At 61.1% G+C, this 13,980-nt stretch carries 16 protein-coding genes and 1 other RNA gene; 8 read left to right on the top strand and 9 right to left on the bottom strand.

The genetic code is table 11. The annotated features are described in order from the left end of the window. Nucleotides 1-33 precede the first annotated feature (33 nt). From ACGYLD_RS02750 to ACGYLD_RS02715, 8 genes are all read right to left on the bottom strand, one after another. The gene (locus tag ACGYLD_RS02750; protein WP_394401030.1) at nt 34-1,257 is read right to left on the bottom strand and encodes an aminotransferase class V-fold PLP-dependent enzyme; all 1,224 of its coding nucleotides are present in this window, start codon (nt 1,255-1,257) and stop codon (nt 34-36) included. 98 nt (nt 1,258-1,355) lie between these two features. Further along, entirely contained in the window at nt 1,356-2,993 is a 1,638-nt protein-coding gene (locus tag ACGYLD_RS02745) for a BCCT family transporter (protein ID WP_271691329.1), read from the bottom strand. A gap of 177 nt (nt 2,994-3,170) precedes the next feature. After that, the gene (locus ACGYLD_RS02740) at nt 3,171-3,596 is read right to left on the bottom strand and encodes an HIT family protein (RefSeq protein ID WP_067266693.1); all 426 of its coding nucleotides are present in this window, start codon (nt 3,594-3,596) and stop codon (nt 3,171-3,173) included. A 67-nt stretch (nt 3,597-3,663) separates the two neighbouring features. Then, the gene (gene acuI / locus ACGYLD_RS02735) at nt 3,664-4,650 is read right to left on the bottom strand and encodes an acryloyl-CoA reductase (protein ID WP_271687249.1); all 987 of its coding nucleotides are present in this window, start codon (nt 4,648-4,650) and stop codon (nt 3,664-3,666) included. A gap of 36 nt (nt 4,651-4,686) precedes the next feature. After that, nucleotides 4,687-5,790 (bottom strand): dimethylsulfoniopropionate demethylase, encoded by a 1,104-nt coding sequence (locus ACGYLD_RS02730; RefSeq protein WP_394401027.1) that lies wholly within the window; start codon nt 5,788-5,790, stop codon nt 4,687-4,689. Continuing rightward, nucleotides 5,790-6,290 carry a DinB family protein gene (locus ACGYLD_RS02725; RefSeq protein ID WP_271691330.1) on the bottom strand — a complete coding sequence of 167 codons (501 nt, stop codon included), beginning with the start codon at nt 6,288-6,290 and terminating at the stop codon, nt 5,790-5,792. The genes ACGYLD_RS02730 and ACGYLD_RS02725 overlap by 1 nt, the downstream gene beginning before the upstream one ends. Beyond that, the gene (locus ACGYLD_RS02720) at nt 6,287-6,919 is read right to left on the bottom strand and encodes a DUF1326 domain-containing protein (protein WP_271691331.1); all 633 of its coding nucleotides are present in this window, start codon (nt 6,917-6,919) and stop codon (nt 6,287-6,289) included. Before ACGYLD_RS02720 ends, ACGYLD_RS02725 begins: the two co-directional genes overlap by 4 nt. Nucleotide 6,920: 1 nt before the next feature. Further along, nucleotides 6,921-7,709: a DUF2182 domain-containing protein gene (locus ACGYLD_RS02715; protein ID WP_271691332.1), complete on the bottom strand. Its 789-nt coding sequence runs from the start codon at nt 7,707-7,709 to the stop codon at nt 6,921-6,923. 77 nt (nt 7,710-7,786) lie between these two features. On the opposite strand from ACGYLD_RS02715, the gene ACGYLD_RS02710 reads away from it, so the two are divergent. The 8 genes from ACGYLD_RS02710 to ACGYLD_RS02675 all read left to right on the top strand — a co-directional run bounded on the left by ACGYLD_RS02710 (nt 7,787) and on the right by ACGYLD_RS02675 (nt 12,995). After that, nucleotides 7,787-8,539 (top strand): FadR/GntR family transcriptional regulator, encoded by a 753-nt coding sequence (locus ACGYLD_RS02710; protein ID WP_067266684.1) that lies wholly within the window; start codon nt 7,787-7,789, stop codon nt 8,537-8,539. A gap of 62 nt (nt 8,540-8,601) precedes the next feature. Then, nucleotides 8,602-8,950, top strand: a transfer-messenger RNA (tmRNA) gene (ssrA, locus tag ACGYLD_RS02705). A 120-nt stretch (nt 8,951-9,070) separates the two neighbouring features. After that, the gene (gene chrA, locus ACGYLD_RS02700; protein ID WP_271691333.1) at nt 9,071-10,315 is read left to right on the top strand and encodes a chromate efflux transporter; all 1,245 of its coding nucleotides are present in this window, start codon (nt 9,071-9,073) and stop codon (nt 10,313-10,315) included. Nucleotides 10,316-10,388: 73 nt separating this feature from the next. Then, complete coding sequence (locus ACGYLD_RS02695; protein WP_067266680.1) at nt 10,389-10,868, top strand: SspB family protein; 480 nt, start codon at nt 10,389-10,391, stop codon at nt 10,866-10,868. 95 nt (nt 10,869-10,963) lie between these two features. Continuing rightward, nucleotides 10,964-12,355, top strand: a complete 1,392-nt coding sequence (gene fumC / locus ACGYLD_RS02690; protein ID WP_271691334.1) for a class II fumarate hydratase — start codon at nt 10,964-10,966, stop codon at nt 12,353-12,355. After that, complete coding sequence (locus ACGYLD_RS02685; protein ID WP_067266677.1) at nt 12,352-12,528, top strand: DUF4169 family protein; 177 nt, start codon at nt 12,352-12,354, stop codon at nt 12,526-12,528. The genes fumC and ACGYLD_RS02685 overlap by 4 nt, the downstream gene beginning before the upstream one ends. Then, a complete protein-coding gene (locus ACGYLD_RS02680) occupies nt 12,525-12,758 on the top strand; it encodes a ribbon-helix-helix domain-containing protein (protein WP_271691335.1) in 234 nt (77 codons plus the stop codon). The genes ACGYLD_RS02685 and ACGYLD_RS02680 overlap by 4 nt, the downstream gene beginning before the upstream one ends. Nucleotides 12,759-12,767: 9 nt before the next feature. Further along, on the top strand, nt 12,768-12,995 hold the full coding sequence (locus ACGYLD_RS02675) for an N-(5'-phosphoribosyl)anthranilate isomerase (protein ID WP_247744561.1): 228 nt from the start codon (nt 12,768-12,770) through the stop codon (nt 12,993-12,995). 48 nt (nt 12,996-13,043) lie between these two features. Here ACGYLD_RS02675 and ACGYLD_RS02670 read toward each other — a convergent pair whose 3' ends face one another. Then, nucleotides 13,044-13,937 carry a fructose bisphosphate aldolase gene (locus ACGYLD_RS02670; RefSeq protein ID WP_271691336.1) on the bottom strand — a complete coding sequence of 298 codons (894 nt, stop codon included), beginning with the start codon at nt 13,935-13,937 and terminating at the stop codon, nt 13,044-13,046. Nucleotides 13,938-13,980: the final 43 nt, after the last annotated feature.

The raw sequence follows: 13,980 nt of genomic DNA, 5'->3' as shown, positions 1-13,980 counted from the left end.
CGAAACATAGCGCCCCTGCGCCGGGGTCAAGGATCAGAGCAGATCATCCAGCGCGTTCAGCAGTTTGTCCATTTCATCCTGCGTCGTGTAATGGGTGAAACTGAGGCGGAGCACGCCTTTGGCCTCATCTACCCCCATCGCGCCGAGCGCCCGGCCTGCGTAGAAGGTGCCACCCCCTGCCATGATGCCGCGCGCGGCCAATGCCTGCGCCATCTCGACCCCCGGTCGATCAAGCGCCAATGCGACCGTGGGCGCGCGAGTTGCCGCATCGGTGGGGCCGATGACCCGCACAGAGTTGCGCGCCGCCATGGCATCCAGCAGCGGTTGCAACAGAGCCGTCTCATGGGCGCGCATCGCGTCATGCACAGCAACACCGCGCGCCGTGGCCCCGGCAGTGCCGCCGATATGGTGGGCGTGGAAAGCGTCGATATAGTCCGCCATGCCCGCGCTGGCTGCGATCTGCGCGTGATCCGGCCCGGCGGGGGTGAAGCGCTTGTAAAGCACGTCTCCGTTGAAGTGATGCGCTTGGTTCGGCAGCAGCTCGGCCAGCGCCCGGCGGATGACCATGACACCCTGATGCGGCCCGAAGGTCTTGTAAGCGGAAAATAAGTAGATATCCGGCCCCAGCACCCCGACATCGGCAAAGCCATGTGGCGCATAAGAGACGCCATCGACGCAGACGAAAGCCCCGGCGGCATGGGCCAGCGCCGTGATCTCGGTCACCGGGTTGATCTCGCCCACCACATTTGAGCAATGCGGGAAGCAGACCAGCCGGACATTCTCGTCCAGTAGGTCTTCGAGCTTTGCCGGATCGAGATGCCCGGTCTCAGGGTCGATTTGCCATTCGCGGATCTCGATCCCCCGCTCGGCCAGCCTGCGCCACGGGCCGGTATTGGCCTCATGGTCCTGATTGGTCACGACGATCGCCTCACCGGGCTGCATCATCTGGCCAAAAGCCTGCGCCAGCACATAGGTGTTTTGCGTGGTCGAGGGGCCAAAGCTCAGCTCCTCCGGCGTCACGCCTAGGATCGCGGCCATGCGGGTGCGGGCCTCGTCCATCTCCTCCCCACCAAGCCGGCTGGCCTCATAGGCGCCGTAGGGCTGCACCTTTCGCTGAGTGTAGAAGCGATGCAGCCGGTCGATCACTTGGCGGCAGGTGTAAGACCCACCGGCGTTCTCAAAGAAAGCCTGCCCCTGAAGGCTCGGCTCGGCGAAAGCGGGAAATTGGGCGCGGACCCATTCGGAATCAATATGCATGGCGGGAAGGTCCACCGCGGCGCGGCCAAGGTCAAGCGCCCAAAGAAAACGGCGGCCCCGAGAGGCCGCCGTCATCCGTGTCTTAAAGGCTGTGCAGGTTAGCGGATTTTACGCTCGTCCTGCAGACCGCGGAAGATGCAGAAGCACATGAAGAGCAGCAGCAGCGTGAACAGCAAACCGGTGGAGATCACCATGGATTGCAGCGCTGCCAAGCCGCCACCGATCAACAGCGCGATGGCCACGGCACCCTCAAAGATGCACCAGAACACTCGCTGCGGCACCGGCGCATCGACCTTGCCGCCTGCGGTGATCGTGTCGATCACAAGCGACCCGGAGTCGGACGAGGTGACGAAGAACACCACCACCAGCACGATGCCGATGAAGGAGGTGATCGAAGCCAGCGGCAGTGCATCGAGCATTTTGAACAGCTGCAACGGCAGACCCGCATCTTGGGCCGCGGTGTAGCCGTCATTCAGCACCTGATGGATCGCGGTGCCGCCAAAGATCGACATCCACAGCACACAGACAAGCGATGGGATCAACAGCACGCAAACGATGAATTCGCGCACGGTACGGCCCCGGCTGACGCGGGCGATGAACATGCCGACGAAGGGTGACCAGCTGATCCACCAAGCCCAGTAGAACGCCGTCCAGCCTTGGGAGAAGTTCACGTCTTCACGGCCAAACGGGTTTGCGAGTGCGGGCAGATATTCGATGTAAGCAACCAGCGAGTCCCAGAAGAAGGACAGCAGGAACACGGTCGGCCCGACGATCAAGGTGAACAGTGCCAGCAGTGCTGCCAGACCCATGTTAACCTCACTGAGGACTTTCACACCGCCATCAAGACCGCGCAGCACCGAAACCAGCGCCACGGCGGTGATCAGCGAAATCAGAACGATCTCAGATGTGGTGCCAACGGGAATCCCGAACAGCTCGTTCAGACCGGCGTTAGCTTGCGTGGCACCCAGACCCAGCGACGTGGCCAGACCAAAGAGCGTGGCAAAGACCGCGATGGTGTCGATGATATGCCCGGGCCAGCCCCAAACACGTTCGCCCAGAACCGGGTAAAAGGCCGAGCGGATCGTCAGCGGCAGACCTTTGTTATAGGTGAACAACGCCAGCGCCAGGGCGACGATGGCATAGATCGCCCAAGGGTGCAGACCCCAGTGATAGATCGTCGCCGCCATGCCAAGGCGCAGCGAACCGGCCTCGTCACCCGACGCACCCGCGAGCGGGGCCCAGTCGGTGCGCAGCCCGTTCTCGGTCGTGATCTCCCCCATGGAAGTCGAGAAGTGGGTCAGCGGCTCGGAGACGCCATAAAACATCAGACCGATGCCCATGCCCGCCGCGAAAAGCATCGCGAACCAGCCAAGATAGGTATAATCCGCAACCGCTTCGTTGCCGCCAAGGCGAACATTGCCAAAGGGCGTCACGATCAGCAAAAGTGCGAAGATCACCACCAAATCGGCAGAGCCGATCAGGAACCAATCAAAGTTCTTAGTGGTAAAGTTGAACATGGCCGAAAAGATCGCGCCTGCCTGTTCCGGCAGCGCGATGGTGTAAAAGACGAAGATCACCACGGCGATCCCCGAAATCAGAAAGACCGGGTTGTGAATGTCGAGCCCGAACGGCCCGATCTGCCGTTCGATATTATCCTGACCGATCTCATAATCGGTATCGATCACATCCGCCTTGCCCTCAGGCTCGGGGATGCCGTGCGAATTGGTATCGCTCATAATCTGTTCCCTCTTTGATGACAGATTACCGCGCAAAACACGGCCTTCTGTTTTTCTCATCCGTGCACAACAGGATAGAGGCCTGCGACCATTGGGCAAGCCATTGCGGCCAAGCCCCCTTGGAAACTTGGCTAAAACGACCGTTTCGGTATCTGCTGCGACGTAAGTTTGGGGGGACTACCCTGTCCCGAGCGCGGCTGCAATCGCATCGGCCTGTTCGCGAATCCGGTCCATGTCGCCTTGGACACCGGGCGGGCGCAGCTTATCGCCCTCATGCCGCGGCAGGATGTGGTAGTGGAGGTGAAAGACCTCTTGCCCGCCCGCAGCCTCGTTAAACTGCTGCACCGTGATGCCATCGGCGCCAAAGGCGCGCAGGCAGGCATTGGCGACTTTCTGAACCGTCGCCAGACAATCCGCCAATTGTGCGGGGCTGGCGTCGAGCATGTTGCGGCAGGGCGACTTGGGGATCACCAGACAATGCCCTTCGGCGCGGGGCATGATGTCCATAAAGCAATAGGTCTTGTCGTCCTCATAGACCTTAAAGCTGGGGATCTCTTTGCGCAGAATCTTGGCAAAGATATTGTCGTCGTCGTAGCTGGCCATCATGCTCTCCTTCTGGCGGTCGGGGCGGCGCGGACCATTAACCACACCGCCCCGCGCCGAGGCAATATCAAGCGTTTACGTCGACGACCACCCGGCCCTTGACCTGCCCTTTCAGGATGTCCGCCCCCAATTGCGGCAGGTCGCTGAGACCCGCGGGTTGAACCATAGCCTCCAGCTTGTCCATCGGCAGGTCTTTGGCCACCCGCTCCCAGGCGCGCAGACGGTTGTCATAGGGCTGCATGACGCTGTCGATGCCCAAGAGGTTCACGCCGCGCAGCAGGAAGGGGATCACCGTGGCAGGCAGGGCCGCACCGCCCGCAAGGCCCACGGCCGCCACGCTCGCCCCATATTCCATCTGACCCAGCACGCGGGCCAGCATCGCGCCGCCCACGGCATCGACACATCCGCCCCATGTCTCGCCCTCAAGGGGGCGTTTGACCGTCTCGTTGATCTCATCCCGCGCGACGATCCGGGCCGCGCCGAGGCTCTTGAGGTAATCTTCGGTCTCGGGCCGCCCGGTGACCGCCGCCACTTCATAGCCGAGGTTGGCAAGGATCGCGGTCGCGACCGAGCCGACGCCCCCCGCAGCACCCGTGACCAGAACCGGGCCTTTCTTGATGCCGTGATCCTCCAGCGCCATGACGGCCAGCATCGCGGTGAAACCTGCCGTGCCCACGGCCATCGCTTGACGCGTGTCCAACCCTTCGGGCAGCGGCACCAGCCAATCGGCCTTGACCCGCGCCTTTTGCGCATAGCCGCCCCAATGCGCCTCGCCGACGCGCCAACCGGTCAACACCACCTTGTCGCCGGGCTTGTAACGGTCGTCATTCGAGGTCTCGACCGTGCCGGCGAAATCGATGCCCGGCACATGCGGATAGTTGCGGACCAAGCCACCACCCGGCCCGATGCATAGGCCGTCTTTGTAGTTCACGGTGGAATATTCGACCGCGACCGTCACCTCGGCCTCGGGCAGTTGGTCTTCGGTGATCTGGGTGACCTCGGCCTGGGTCTTGCCTTCGTCATCCTTGTTTACAATCAGCGCATTAAAGCTCATCTTTCATCTCCTTTTCAGGTTTCAATCTAACGGACCTCAGGCCCAGTAACTTTCCCTCACGGTCACGTCACGCTCGCCGTCGGGGGTGTGCGCCCGCAAGCGCGTGCCCGGGTCCCAATGGGTCATCCGCACCATTCCGATGGCGACATTCACGCCAAAGTCAGGGGACCAAACCGCCGAGGTCACCTGCCCCACGCGTTTGTCGCCCGCCATCAAGGGCCAGACACGATCACAAAGCGGCACCGGATCGCCAGCGATCTCTAGGGGACGTATCTGTTGCACCGGGCCCTCTTTCGCCACCCGCAGCAGCGCATCTCTGCCGATACAGCCCATCGCCGCCTGCGTGTCGCAGAGCTTGCCAAGACCGCATTCGTGGGGCGTGTTGTCGTCGGTCATGTCATTGCCATAGCTCAACAATCCGCCCTCGATCCGCTCAATCAGGTTCGGACAGCCCGCCCGCACATCCAGATCGCGTCCCGCCTTGAAAAGCGCCTCCCAAAGTGGCATCGCGATGTCGGCCCCTTCGGTATAAATCTCAAAGCCGCCCTGTTTGGAGTAGCCGGAGCGCGCGACATTCATGGCGCGGCCTTGAAACTGGAACTCTCCGAAGCGGAAGAACTTCACCTCCCGCACCGCCGCGCCAAAGACGCGTTCCATTAGATCTTCGGCCTTCGGCCCCTGCACCGCCAGCAGGTTCACATCCGGCTCATCGACCAAGACATCAAGATGATAACCGTTGCATATCCCCTTGGCCCACAACAACAAATCGCTATCGGCGATGGAAATCCACCAACGATCCTCGGCCAGTTTTACCGCCACCGGATCGTTAAGCATCCCACCCGTCTCATCCACGATCGGCACATAGACACAGCGGCCCGGCGCCACATCGCGCAGATCGCGGGGTGTCAGCATTTGCATCAGTCGGGAAGCATCGGGCCCGCGCAGTTCAACCTGTCTTTCGCATGCCACGTCCCAGACTTGCACGGCTTTCTTCAAGTGGTGATAATCCGCCTCGGTGCTTTCAAATACGGTCGGCAGCAGCATCCGGTTGTAGACCGTATAGGCTTTCACACCCGCCGCCTCGACCCCGGCAGAGAATGGCGTGCGCCTGATCCGGCGCGAGAGAGAGAGTTCGGCCATCAGCCCTCCTCCGGCATGAAAATGAAATCGGTCACCGGCGCGTCACATCCTGCGCTGGTGAGCATGGCGTGCACTTGGCCGCGGTGATGGGTTTGGTGGTTGAATAAGTGCACCACACATCCCGCCATTGGCTTGGAAACATCGCGTTGCAAGATGCCGGAATGCCACGTTAAATCGCGGTCTAGCATCGACTGGTCCAGCCCCGCCGCCCACTGAGAAATGGCAAGGTCGCATTGAACTCGCGCCAAAACCCATGCGTCACCGGAGGGGCAAAGCTCGGTGTCTTTGCCTTCCGGCTTTGCCGCGGCAGGGTCGAACCGCGACAGCCAGAGTTGATCGCACCACAGAAGATGGTTCAGCGTGCCGAGGATGGAGCCGAAGAACGCCCCGCGATCCTGTGTTAACGTTGCCTCATCCAAAGCCTGAACGACGCTCGACAACTGACTGTTCTGCCATGCATTATAGCGCGCCATTTCCTTGGCATAGGTGGGAGTGATCACCGCGCCCCCTGCCAATCGATCGCGCAGACCTCAGCCGATTTACCACCGAAATCCCAGACCCGGCCATAGTCGCGGACCTTGGATTTTACGCCACGCGCAGCCACGATATTCGGGCCCATCCAGTATTTCGAATTAGTGATCGTCACAGGCTCTCCCGGTTCGGCCCCGGCCAGCATCTCGATCTCGCCGTTGATTTTTCGACCAATATTGATGACCCGGCGGTTGCCGTCGCGAATGATTTCGACCGGGGCGCGTTCGGCGCCGACGATCTCGCTTACCAACATGGTGAACAGCCCCGTGGTGCCGCCCGCAGCGCCCGAGAAGATTTGCAGCAACCCGTCATAGGCCGCCTCGCTCGCGCGGTCGTCGACATAGGCGGCGACCTTCCAATTTCCCTCGCCCATGCGGCCCGGAATGTCGACCAACAGCCCGACGTTCAGGCCGGCCAAATCCTCCCCCTCGAAATGGCCTTCGTCGATCACGATGCCCATCCATGCATGGCAGTGGCCTTCGGTCGGCAGATGCGCGCCAAGGCTGACCACGCAGGGGCAGAAGACATCGCAAGAGCAGTTTAGGAAAAGCTCGCCCTTGATCGCCCAATCGGCGGGTGTCATCTCTCTGTTTGGCATATCATCCTCCTGTGATCATGGGCCAACCCGCCACGACACCTGCGCCGAGGATCAGGGCGAAACCCATTGGTTTTGTTACGTAATGCCCGATCTGGGGCAGTTTTTCGATGACCATGAAAAGCGTGGCCAGCCCCATCCAAGCAAGGTTCATGACCCCGCCGGCAAAGCCCAGAAGCATAAAGCCCCAGCAGCAGCCCGCGCAAAAGGCGCCGAGGCCCAGCCCCATGCGAAAGCCGCCCGCGGCGCCGGGGCGCCAGTGGCCCATGAAATACATCATCGGAGAGTGGCAGACGCCGTGGCAAATCTCCTTGGCGCGGGTAAATTGGAAGAGGCCCACAGCCAAGAGCAGCGCCGCCGCCGTCCAACGCGATTTGGCGATGCCGAGCATATCGATGACGCCGCCGTGCAGCAGCAACAGTTGCAAACCCGCGATCCCCGCCGCGAAGACGAGCCAGACCGCGAGGTAGCCCGCAAGCACCGCCAGCCAGCCCGCGCGCGTGCCATTGGCCGAAGTCATAAGGTCTTCATAGGCGCGTAGCGTCGGCACCATGGTCGGGACCATCATCGCCGCCATCATCGCGCCCCACATCACGAACAGCGGAAAGAAACGCGCCATGGGCATATACATATCCATGCCCGGATCCATCTGCCGCATGCGTTCGCCCATGGCACCGGGGCGGCCGAGCAGATCGAGGTCCATCTGCATCGCCATGCTGTACATCATCCACCAGGCGGCGAGAATTAGGGCGAAAAACCCCAGCCATAGTGTTGATCGTACCATCCCGGTCATCGCCGCCCTCCCCTGCGTGCTCTTGTAGATTTAATGTCAGACAATTAAAGTCCTCGCAAACACTAATTGTAAGACATATGAAAATTGACCCAAGCAACCCCGCCGATCTATCGGCTCAGATCGCCACAGCCATTCGCGACGCCATCATCGGCGGGCATCTGATCGTCGACCAGCGCCTGCCCTCCGAGGCGGAGCTTGCCGAGCAGTTCGAGGTTTCCCGCCCCACGGTGCGCGAGGCGCTCAAGCGGCTGGCCGCGCAATCGCTGATCCGCACGCAGCGCGGGGCCACGGGGGGTGCTTTCGTCAACCGGCTGAGCTTTCCGGATGCCTATGCGCAGCAGATCACCACCTCGACCCTGCTGCTGTCGATGAATGCGGTGAGTTTTGAGACCGCTTGCGAGGCACGCTTCGCCTTGGAACGCGCCTGCGCCCCACTATCGGCAGAGCGGCGGACGGCGGACCACCTTGCCACCATGCGCGCGGAGATTCATCGGCAGGCGCAGCCGGGACTGACAGATGAGGCCTTTTGCGCCTCCGACGTGGCATTTCACCGGGCGCTGGTCGATGGTGCGGGCAATCCGGTGCTAAGTTATCAACTTGCGGGCGCGGTCGAGGCGATGCAGCCCCTGATGAATATGATCACCTTCACCGCGCGGGATCGCGCGCGGATCGTAGCTCTGCATCAAGAGATCGCGGATGCGGCAGAGGCCCATGACGGCAAGGCGGTGACGGCAGGGCTGACCGCGCTTGAGGCCGAGACGCAACAGCTTGCCCAAAGCGTTTTCGCCGCGCGTGCGGCGCGGAATGCCGAAGCTGCGGGGCGACGCTAGGTTGGGCCATATAAACAACGCGATACGCGCTTATCTTGACGTGAAAAATTCGCCGCATCGCACCCCTTGCAATTCACCCATGGCAGCCCTACTTTAATCCTGTCCTTCGGGACTATGGACATAAACGCGCTCGTAATAAGCGGTTCGGACCCGGGGGCGGTACCCGGCGGCTCCACCAAACATCCTTCATTTGGGGATCATGGGGCCGAAATAGGATCGACGAACGTCTAAAGGGGTTGCTTTGTCTCGGTGAGATACCACCGTTATCGGTTCAAACTGTACAATTGCAAATGACAATCGTGCTCCAGTTGCGATGGCCGCGTAAGCGGTTTCAGCGACTGAAATCTTAAGTCCTTAGGCCTTGCAGCTTAAGGCGGGGTTCGCAGGTACCTGGCAACAGAAACCTGCACTTTTCCCTTCCGTTTCATACCCGTTAGACGGCGCTTTTGCCTTAACTTGACCGCGCTTTCCTCTGGCCCTATCCGTGACGCAGCGAAGCCGTGGTGGCTTTGATGACGCAGGATGGCCCCGATGACCCCGCCCAGTTGGCCCGATATGTTTCGCGTGTTTGGCCGGATTGGGTTGATGTCCTTCGGCGGCCCCGCAGCCCAAATCGCCGTGATGCACCGCGAGCTGGTCGAGCATCGCCCGTGGTTGAGCGAGCAGACCTACCTGCGGGCCCTTTCGCTCTGTATGCTGTTGCCCGGACCGGAGGCGATGCAGCTGGCGACCTATGCAGGCTGGCGCCTGCGCGGCGTTGCGGGCGGGCTGTTGGGGGGGCTGCTTTTCGTCGTGCCGGGGGCGGTCTTCATCGCGGCACTTGCGCTGCTTTATGCGTGGTATGGGCAGATGCCCTTGGTCCAAACGGCCTTTCTGGGCATCAAGGCCGCTGTCATTATCGTGGTATTCCAAGCGCTTATGAAGGTTTCTTCAAAGGCGCTTCACGGGCGGCTCGGCTGGGCGCTGGCCTTTGGGTCTTTCATCGCGCTCTTCGTGCTGGGCCTGCCGTTTCCGCTCATCATTCTGGTTGCCGGGGCCATTGGGATGCTGAGCCGAGGCCCGACGCCTGAGACCGAAGCCGCCGACCTGCCGCCGGCGCATAGCCTGCGCACTCTGCTCATTTGGGGTGGTCTCTGGGCCGCGCCGCTTCTGTTCCTTGCCTTCATCGGCGACGACTTTCTGCTGCAACTGGGGCTGTTCTTTTCCAAACTGGCCGTGGTGACCTTCGGCGGGGCCTATGCGGTGCTGGCCTATATGACCCAGACCGTGGTGCAGGATTTCGGCTGGATCGAGACCGATCAGATGATCGACGCGCTCGGCTTGGCCGAGACGACGCCCGGCCCACTGATCCTTGTGACGCAATTCGTCGGGATGTTGGCGGGCTTTGCGCAAAGCGGCCCCGCGGGGGCGATGGCTGCCGGGCTGCTGGCGCTTTGGGTCACTTTCACGCCCTGTTTTCTGTGGATTTTCCTTGCTGGCCCGTATCTTGAGGCACTCTCTGAACAGCCGCGCATCGCAGGCGCGCTGCGGGCGATCACGTCGGCTGTGGTGGGGGTCATCGCCAATCTCTCGGTTTGGTTCGCGCTGCATGTGCTGTTTGATCGGGTGGGCGCTGACGGCCCGCTTGCCCTGCCCCTGCCCGTTTGGGACAGTTTCAACCCCATGGCCGTCGCGCTCACACTCTTGGCTGCCGTGCTGATGCTGGCGCTCAAGCGTAATTTTGTCATCACGATGGTCCTGCTCGCGGCGCTGGCGCTGATCCTTCACGCGATTTAGCGCGGCACCCCCTTTCACTCGCCCCTGAATGGGGTATGCTTACCCCTGCCCAACGCCCGGACCGGAGAGAAGAATGAGCCGCAGCATTGATTACGGCAACCTGATGCACGAAGCCATGCGGGGCCTGATCCGCAGGGTCTTGCAAGACGTATCGGACAAGGGACTGCCGGGGAATCACCATTTCTTCATCACCTTCGACACCTCGCATCCGGATGCGGAATTGGCCGATTGGCTGTCGGACCGCTATCCCGATGAGATGACCGTGGTGATGCAGCACTGGTACGACGGCCTTGATGTGGGTGAAGACGGTTTCGCCATCACGCTGAACTTCGGCGATGCGCCAGAGCCGCTTTATATTCCTTACGACGCGATCCGCACCTTCGTGGACCCTTCGGTTGAGTTTGGCCTGCGGTTCGAACAGCAAGAGACCGAAGAGGAAGACGTGGCTGAGGATGAGGCCACGCTCGACCAGACGGATGAGGCAGAGTTGGAAGTCGCGGAAGAGCCGGTCAAAGATGCCGAGATCGTCTCGCTCGATTCCTTTCGGAAGTAGCGGCGGAATGGCCGTTAGCGCCATCCCCGCATTGCGCAGCGCGTAAGGCGCAGGTACACCGCTGGACAACGATAAGTCACAGCAGGAGCCGCAAAATGGCCGATACCCGCACCGAAACCGACAGCTTTGGTCCGCTCGAAGTCCCCGCCGATAAATACTGGGGCGCGCAGACGCAGCGTTCGATCATGAACTTCCCGATTGGCTGGGAAAAGCAGCCCATCGCCATCGTGCGCGCGCTCGGCGTGATCAAAAAAGCCTGCGCGCAGGCGAATGTGGCGCAGGGCTCGCTGGACGAGGAACGCGGTCGCGCGATCATTCAGGCCGCTGGCGAAGTGTTCGAGGGTAAGTTCGACGACAACTTCCCGCTGGTGGTCTGGCAGACCGGTTCCGGCACCCAGTCGAACATGAACGCCAATGAGGTCATCGCCAACCGCGCAATTGAACTCATGGGCGGCACCATTGGCTCGAAAGATCCGGTGCACCCCAACGATCACTGCAACATGGGCCAGTCCTCGAACGACACGTTCCCCACCGCCATGCATATCGCCACCGCGATGACGGCGCGTGACGTGCTCCTGCCGGGGCTGGAGAAGCTGCACGGCGCGTTGCAGAAGAAGGTCGAGGAATTCGACGGCATCATCAAAATCGGCCGCACCCATACGCAGGACGCGACACCGCTGACGCTGTCTCAGGAATTCTCGGGCTACACCCATCAGGTCGCCATGGGCATTGCCCGCGTGCGCGATGCGCTTGGCCGTATCTATGAGCTGGCACAGGGTGGCACCGCCGTGGGCACCGGGCTGAACACCAAGAAGGGCTGGGCCGAGACCGTGGCGCATAACATGGCCGAGATCACCGGCCTGCCCTTCGTCACCGCGCCCAACAAATTCGAAGCACTTGCCGCCCATGACGCGATGGTCGAGATTTCCGGCGCGCTGAAGACCGTGTCGGCGTCGCTGTTCAAAATTGCCAATGACATCCGCCTTTTGGGCTCCGGCCCGCGCTGCGGTCTGGGCGAATTGATCCTGCCCGAGAATGAGCCCGGCTCTTCGATCATGCCGGGCAAGGTGAACCCGACGCAATGCGAGGCGCTGACGCAGGTCTGCGCCCATGTCATGGGCAATGATGCCGCCGTGGGCTTCGCCGGGTCGCAGGGGCATTTCGAGCTTAACGTCTACAAGCCGATGATGGCCTATAACGTGTTGCAATCCATGCAGCTTTTGGGCGATGCGGCCTCGGCCTTTACCGACAATCTGGTGGATGGCCTGAAGGCTGACGCGGACCGGATCGAGAAGCTGATGCGCGAGTCGCTGATGCTGGTCACCGCGCTGGCCCCCGAGATCGGTTATGACAACGCCACCAAGGTCGCCAAGACCGCGCATAAGAACGGCACCACGTTGAAGGAAGAGGCGATTGCCTTGGGCTTCGTCGATGCCGAGACCTTCGAGCGTGTGGTGCGCCCTGAGAATATGATCGGCCCGAAATGAGCCAGCCCATCAACCTGAACAAGGCGAGAAAGGCACGCGATCTTGCGGCCCGCCGCGCTCAGGCGGATGAGAATGCGCTGCGCTTTGGCCGCAGCAAAGCTGAGAAGGAGGCGGCGCGCAAAAGCGCCGCCCAAGCCAAGGCCACGCTCGACGCGCATAAGCGCGAGACATGAGCGCAAGGCCCCGCAAACATTCGGTGACCCTAAGGGGCCACCGGACATCGATCTCCCTCGAAGACGAATTCTGGGATGAGTTCCGCGCCATCGCCGCCGCACGGGGCATGCCGATCAACGCGTTGGTGGCCGAGATTGACGCCGCCCGTGGGCTGGACATCGGGCTGGCCGGGGCGATCCGCTTGTTTGTGCTGCGGTCGTTAAAGGAACGTTTACCAAAAGCGGATTAGCGTCTGGCCATGACTTTGGCCTCTCCCCTTTCGCCACAGGCGTGGCTCCACAGCCTCTTTGCCTCGCGCGCCGCGATCAGCGGTCAGGTGATCCGGCGCAAAGCGCGGGATATCGAGAAATTCGTCGGACGCCGGGCATTCGAAGCGGAATTGAAGCGCCGTGGGTATCAAGCGGTGGAAAACGCCGGACAGGTCATCATATTTTGCAATCGTGAACCCATCCGGCGGATCGTGTAGCCGTTTTCTTTAAAAGAAAACGGCCCCGGAATTTTCAAAAAATTCCGTTTAACAGATCGACGCTTGGTAGATTTTCTCGATGTTCTGCCCGAGCGCCGTGTTGAACTCCGCGTCCGTCATCTTGACATTCAGCCCTTCCGTCAAAGCGCGGGAGAAGCTGGCGATCATGGTCCGGTTCTTGCCCAGCCGTTCGCAGGCTTCCGCCGTGGAATAGCCACCCGACAGCGCCACGACGCGCAGAACATTGGCATGTTCGGCCAGATCATCATAGAGACCGGCCTTCTCGGGGATCGTCAGCTTCAGCATCACCATCTCACCTTCGGGCAGCGCCTTCAGGTGTTTCGCGATCTCACCGTGCAAAATTTCTTCGGCCTCGGCCTTGCTCTCGGAATTGATGTTCACCTCGGGCTCGATGATCGGCACGAGACCGGCAGCGCAGACCTGTTTGGCCAGTTCGAACTGTTGCGCCACCACGGCGGCAATGCCGTTTTCGTTGGCCTCATGAATGACAGAGCGTTCCTTGGTGCCGAAGATACCATGCTTCACGGCGCGGGCCAACAGGTCGTCAATCTCCATGATCGGCTTCATCATCTGCACGCCGTTGCTGGTTTCCTCCAAACCCTTATCAATCTTCAGGAAAGGCACCACGCCGCGGTCTTCCCAGAGCAGTTGTGCAACCGGTTTGCCATTGATCGTGTCATCCATCGTGCGCTCGAAAAGGATCGCGCCGATAACTTTTTCAGAGGTGAAATCATCGGCCAGAATGATCCGCGCCCGCATGTCGTGAACGGCTTTGAACATCTCTTCGTCGCCGTTGTAGTCCGACGGTTCCACGCCATAGAGGCTCAGCGCCTTGGGGGTGGAGCCACCCGATTGATCAAGCGCCGCGATGAAGCCCTTGCCGCTGTCCATTTGCTCAAGTTGCGCCTTGTCGTAGCCCATGTCACCCAGGTCCTATTTTGATTCCGTTCGCTGCGTTTCTAAT

Origin of the sequence: Sulfitobacter sp. 1A12056 (assembly GCF_043558125.1) — a bacterium.
GTDB lineage: Bacteria > Pseudomonadota > Alphaproteobacteria > Rhodobacterales > Rhodobacteraceae > Sulfitobacter > Sulfitobacter faviae.
The sequence above is the reverse complement of the archived record's forward strand: the minus strand, read 5'-3'. Positions and strand labels throughout refer to the sequence as shown.

What these genes read in the sequence shown, in the direction of transcription:
- ACGYLD_RS02745 (WP_271691329.1), bottom strand. Translation starts at nt 2,993, where the DNA reads ATGAGCGATACCAATTCGCACGGCATCCCCGAGCCTGAGGGCAAGGCG.
- chrA (WP_271691333.1), top strand. Translation starts at nt 9,071, where the DNA reads ATGACCCCGCCCAGTTGGCCCGATATGTTTCGCGTGTTTGGCCGGATT.
- fumC (WP_271691334.1), top strand. Translation starts at nt 10,964, where the DNA reads ATGGCCGATACCCGCACCGAAACCGACAGCTTTGGTCCGCTCGAAGTC.
- ACGYLD_RS02670 (WP_271691336.1), bottom strand. Translation starts at nt 13,937, where the DNA reads ATGGGCTACGACAAGGCGCAACTTGAGCAAATGGACAGCGGCAAGGGC.
- acuI (WP_271687249.1), bottom strand. Translation starts at nt 4,650, where the DNA reads ATGAGCTTTAATGCGCTGATTGTAAACAAGGATGACGAAGGCAAGACC.
- ACGYLD_RS02750 (WP_394401030.1), bottom strand. Translation starts at nt 1,257, where the DNA reads ATGCATATTGATTCCGAATGGGTCCGCGCCCAATTTCCCGCTTTCGCC.
- ACGYLD_RS02680 (WP_271691335.1), top strand. Translation starts at nt 12,525, where the DNA reads ATGAGCGCAAGGCCCCGCAAACATTCGGTGACCCTAAGGGGCCACCGG.
- ACGYLD_RS02695 (WP_067266680.1), top strand. Translation starts at nt 10,389, where the DNA reads ATGAGCCGCAGCATTGATTACGGCAACCTGATGCACGAAGCCATGCGG.
- ACGYLD_RS02715 (WP_271691332.1), bottom strand. Translation starts at nt 7,709, where the DNA reads ATGACCGGGATGGTACGATCAACACTATGGCTGGGGTTTTTCGCCCTA.
- ACGYLD_RS02710 (WP_067266684.1), top strand. Translation starts at nt 7,787, where the DNA reads ATGAAAATTGACCCAAGCAACCCCGCCGATCTATCGGCTCAGATCGCC.
- ACGYLD_RS02730 (WP_394401027.1), bottom strand. Translation starts at nt 5,790, where the DNA reads ATGGCCGAACTCTCTCTCTCGCGCCGGATCAGGCGCACGCCATTCTCT.
- ACGYLD_RS02675 (WP_247744561.1), top strand. Translation starts at nt 12,768, where the DNA reads ATGACTTTGGCCTCTCCCCTTTCGCCACAGGCGTGGCTCCACAGCCTC.
- ACGYLD_RS02740 (WP_067266693.1), bottom strand. Translation starts at nt 3,596, where the DNA reads ATGGCCAGCTACGACGACGACAATATCTTTGCCAAGATTCTGCGCAAA.
- ACGYLD_RS02685 (WP_067266677.1), top strand. Translation starts at nt 12,352, where the DNA reads ATGAGCCAGCCCATCAACCTGAACAAGGCGAGAAAGGCACGCGATCTT.
- ACGYLD_RS02720 (WP_271691331.1), bottom strand. Translation starts at nt 6,919, where the DNA reads ATGCCAAACAGAGAGATGACACCCGCCGATTGGGCGATCAAGGGCGAG.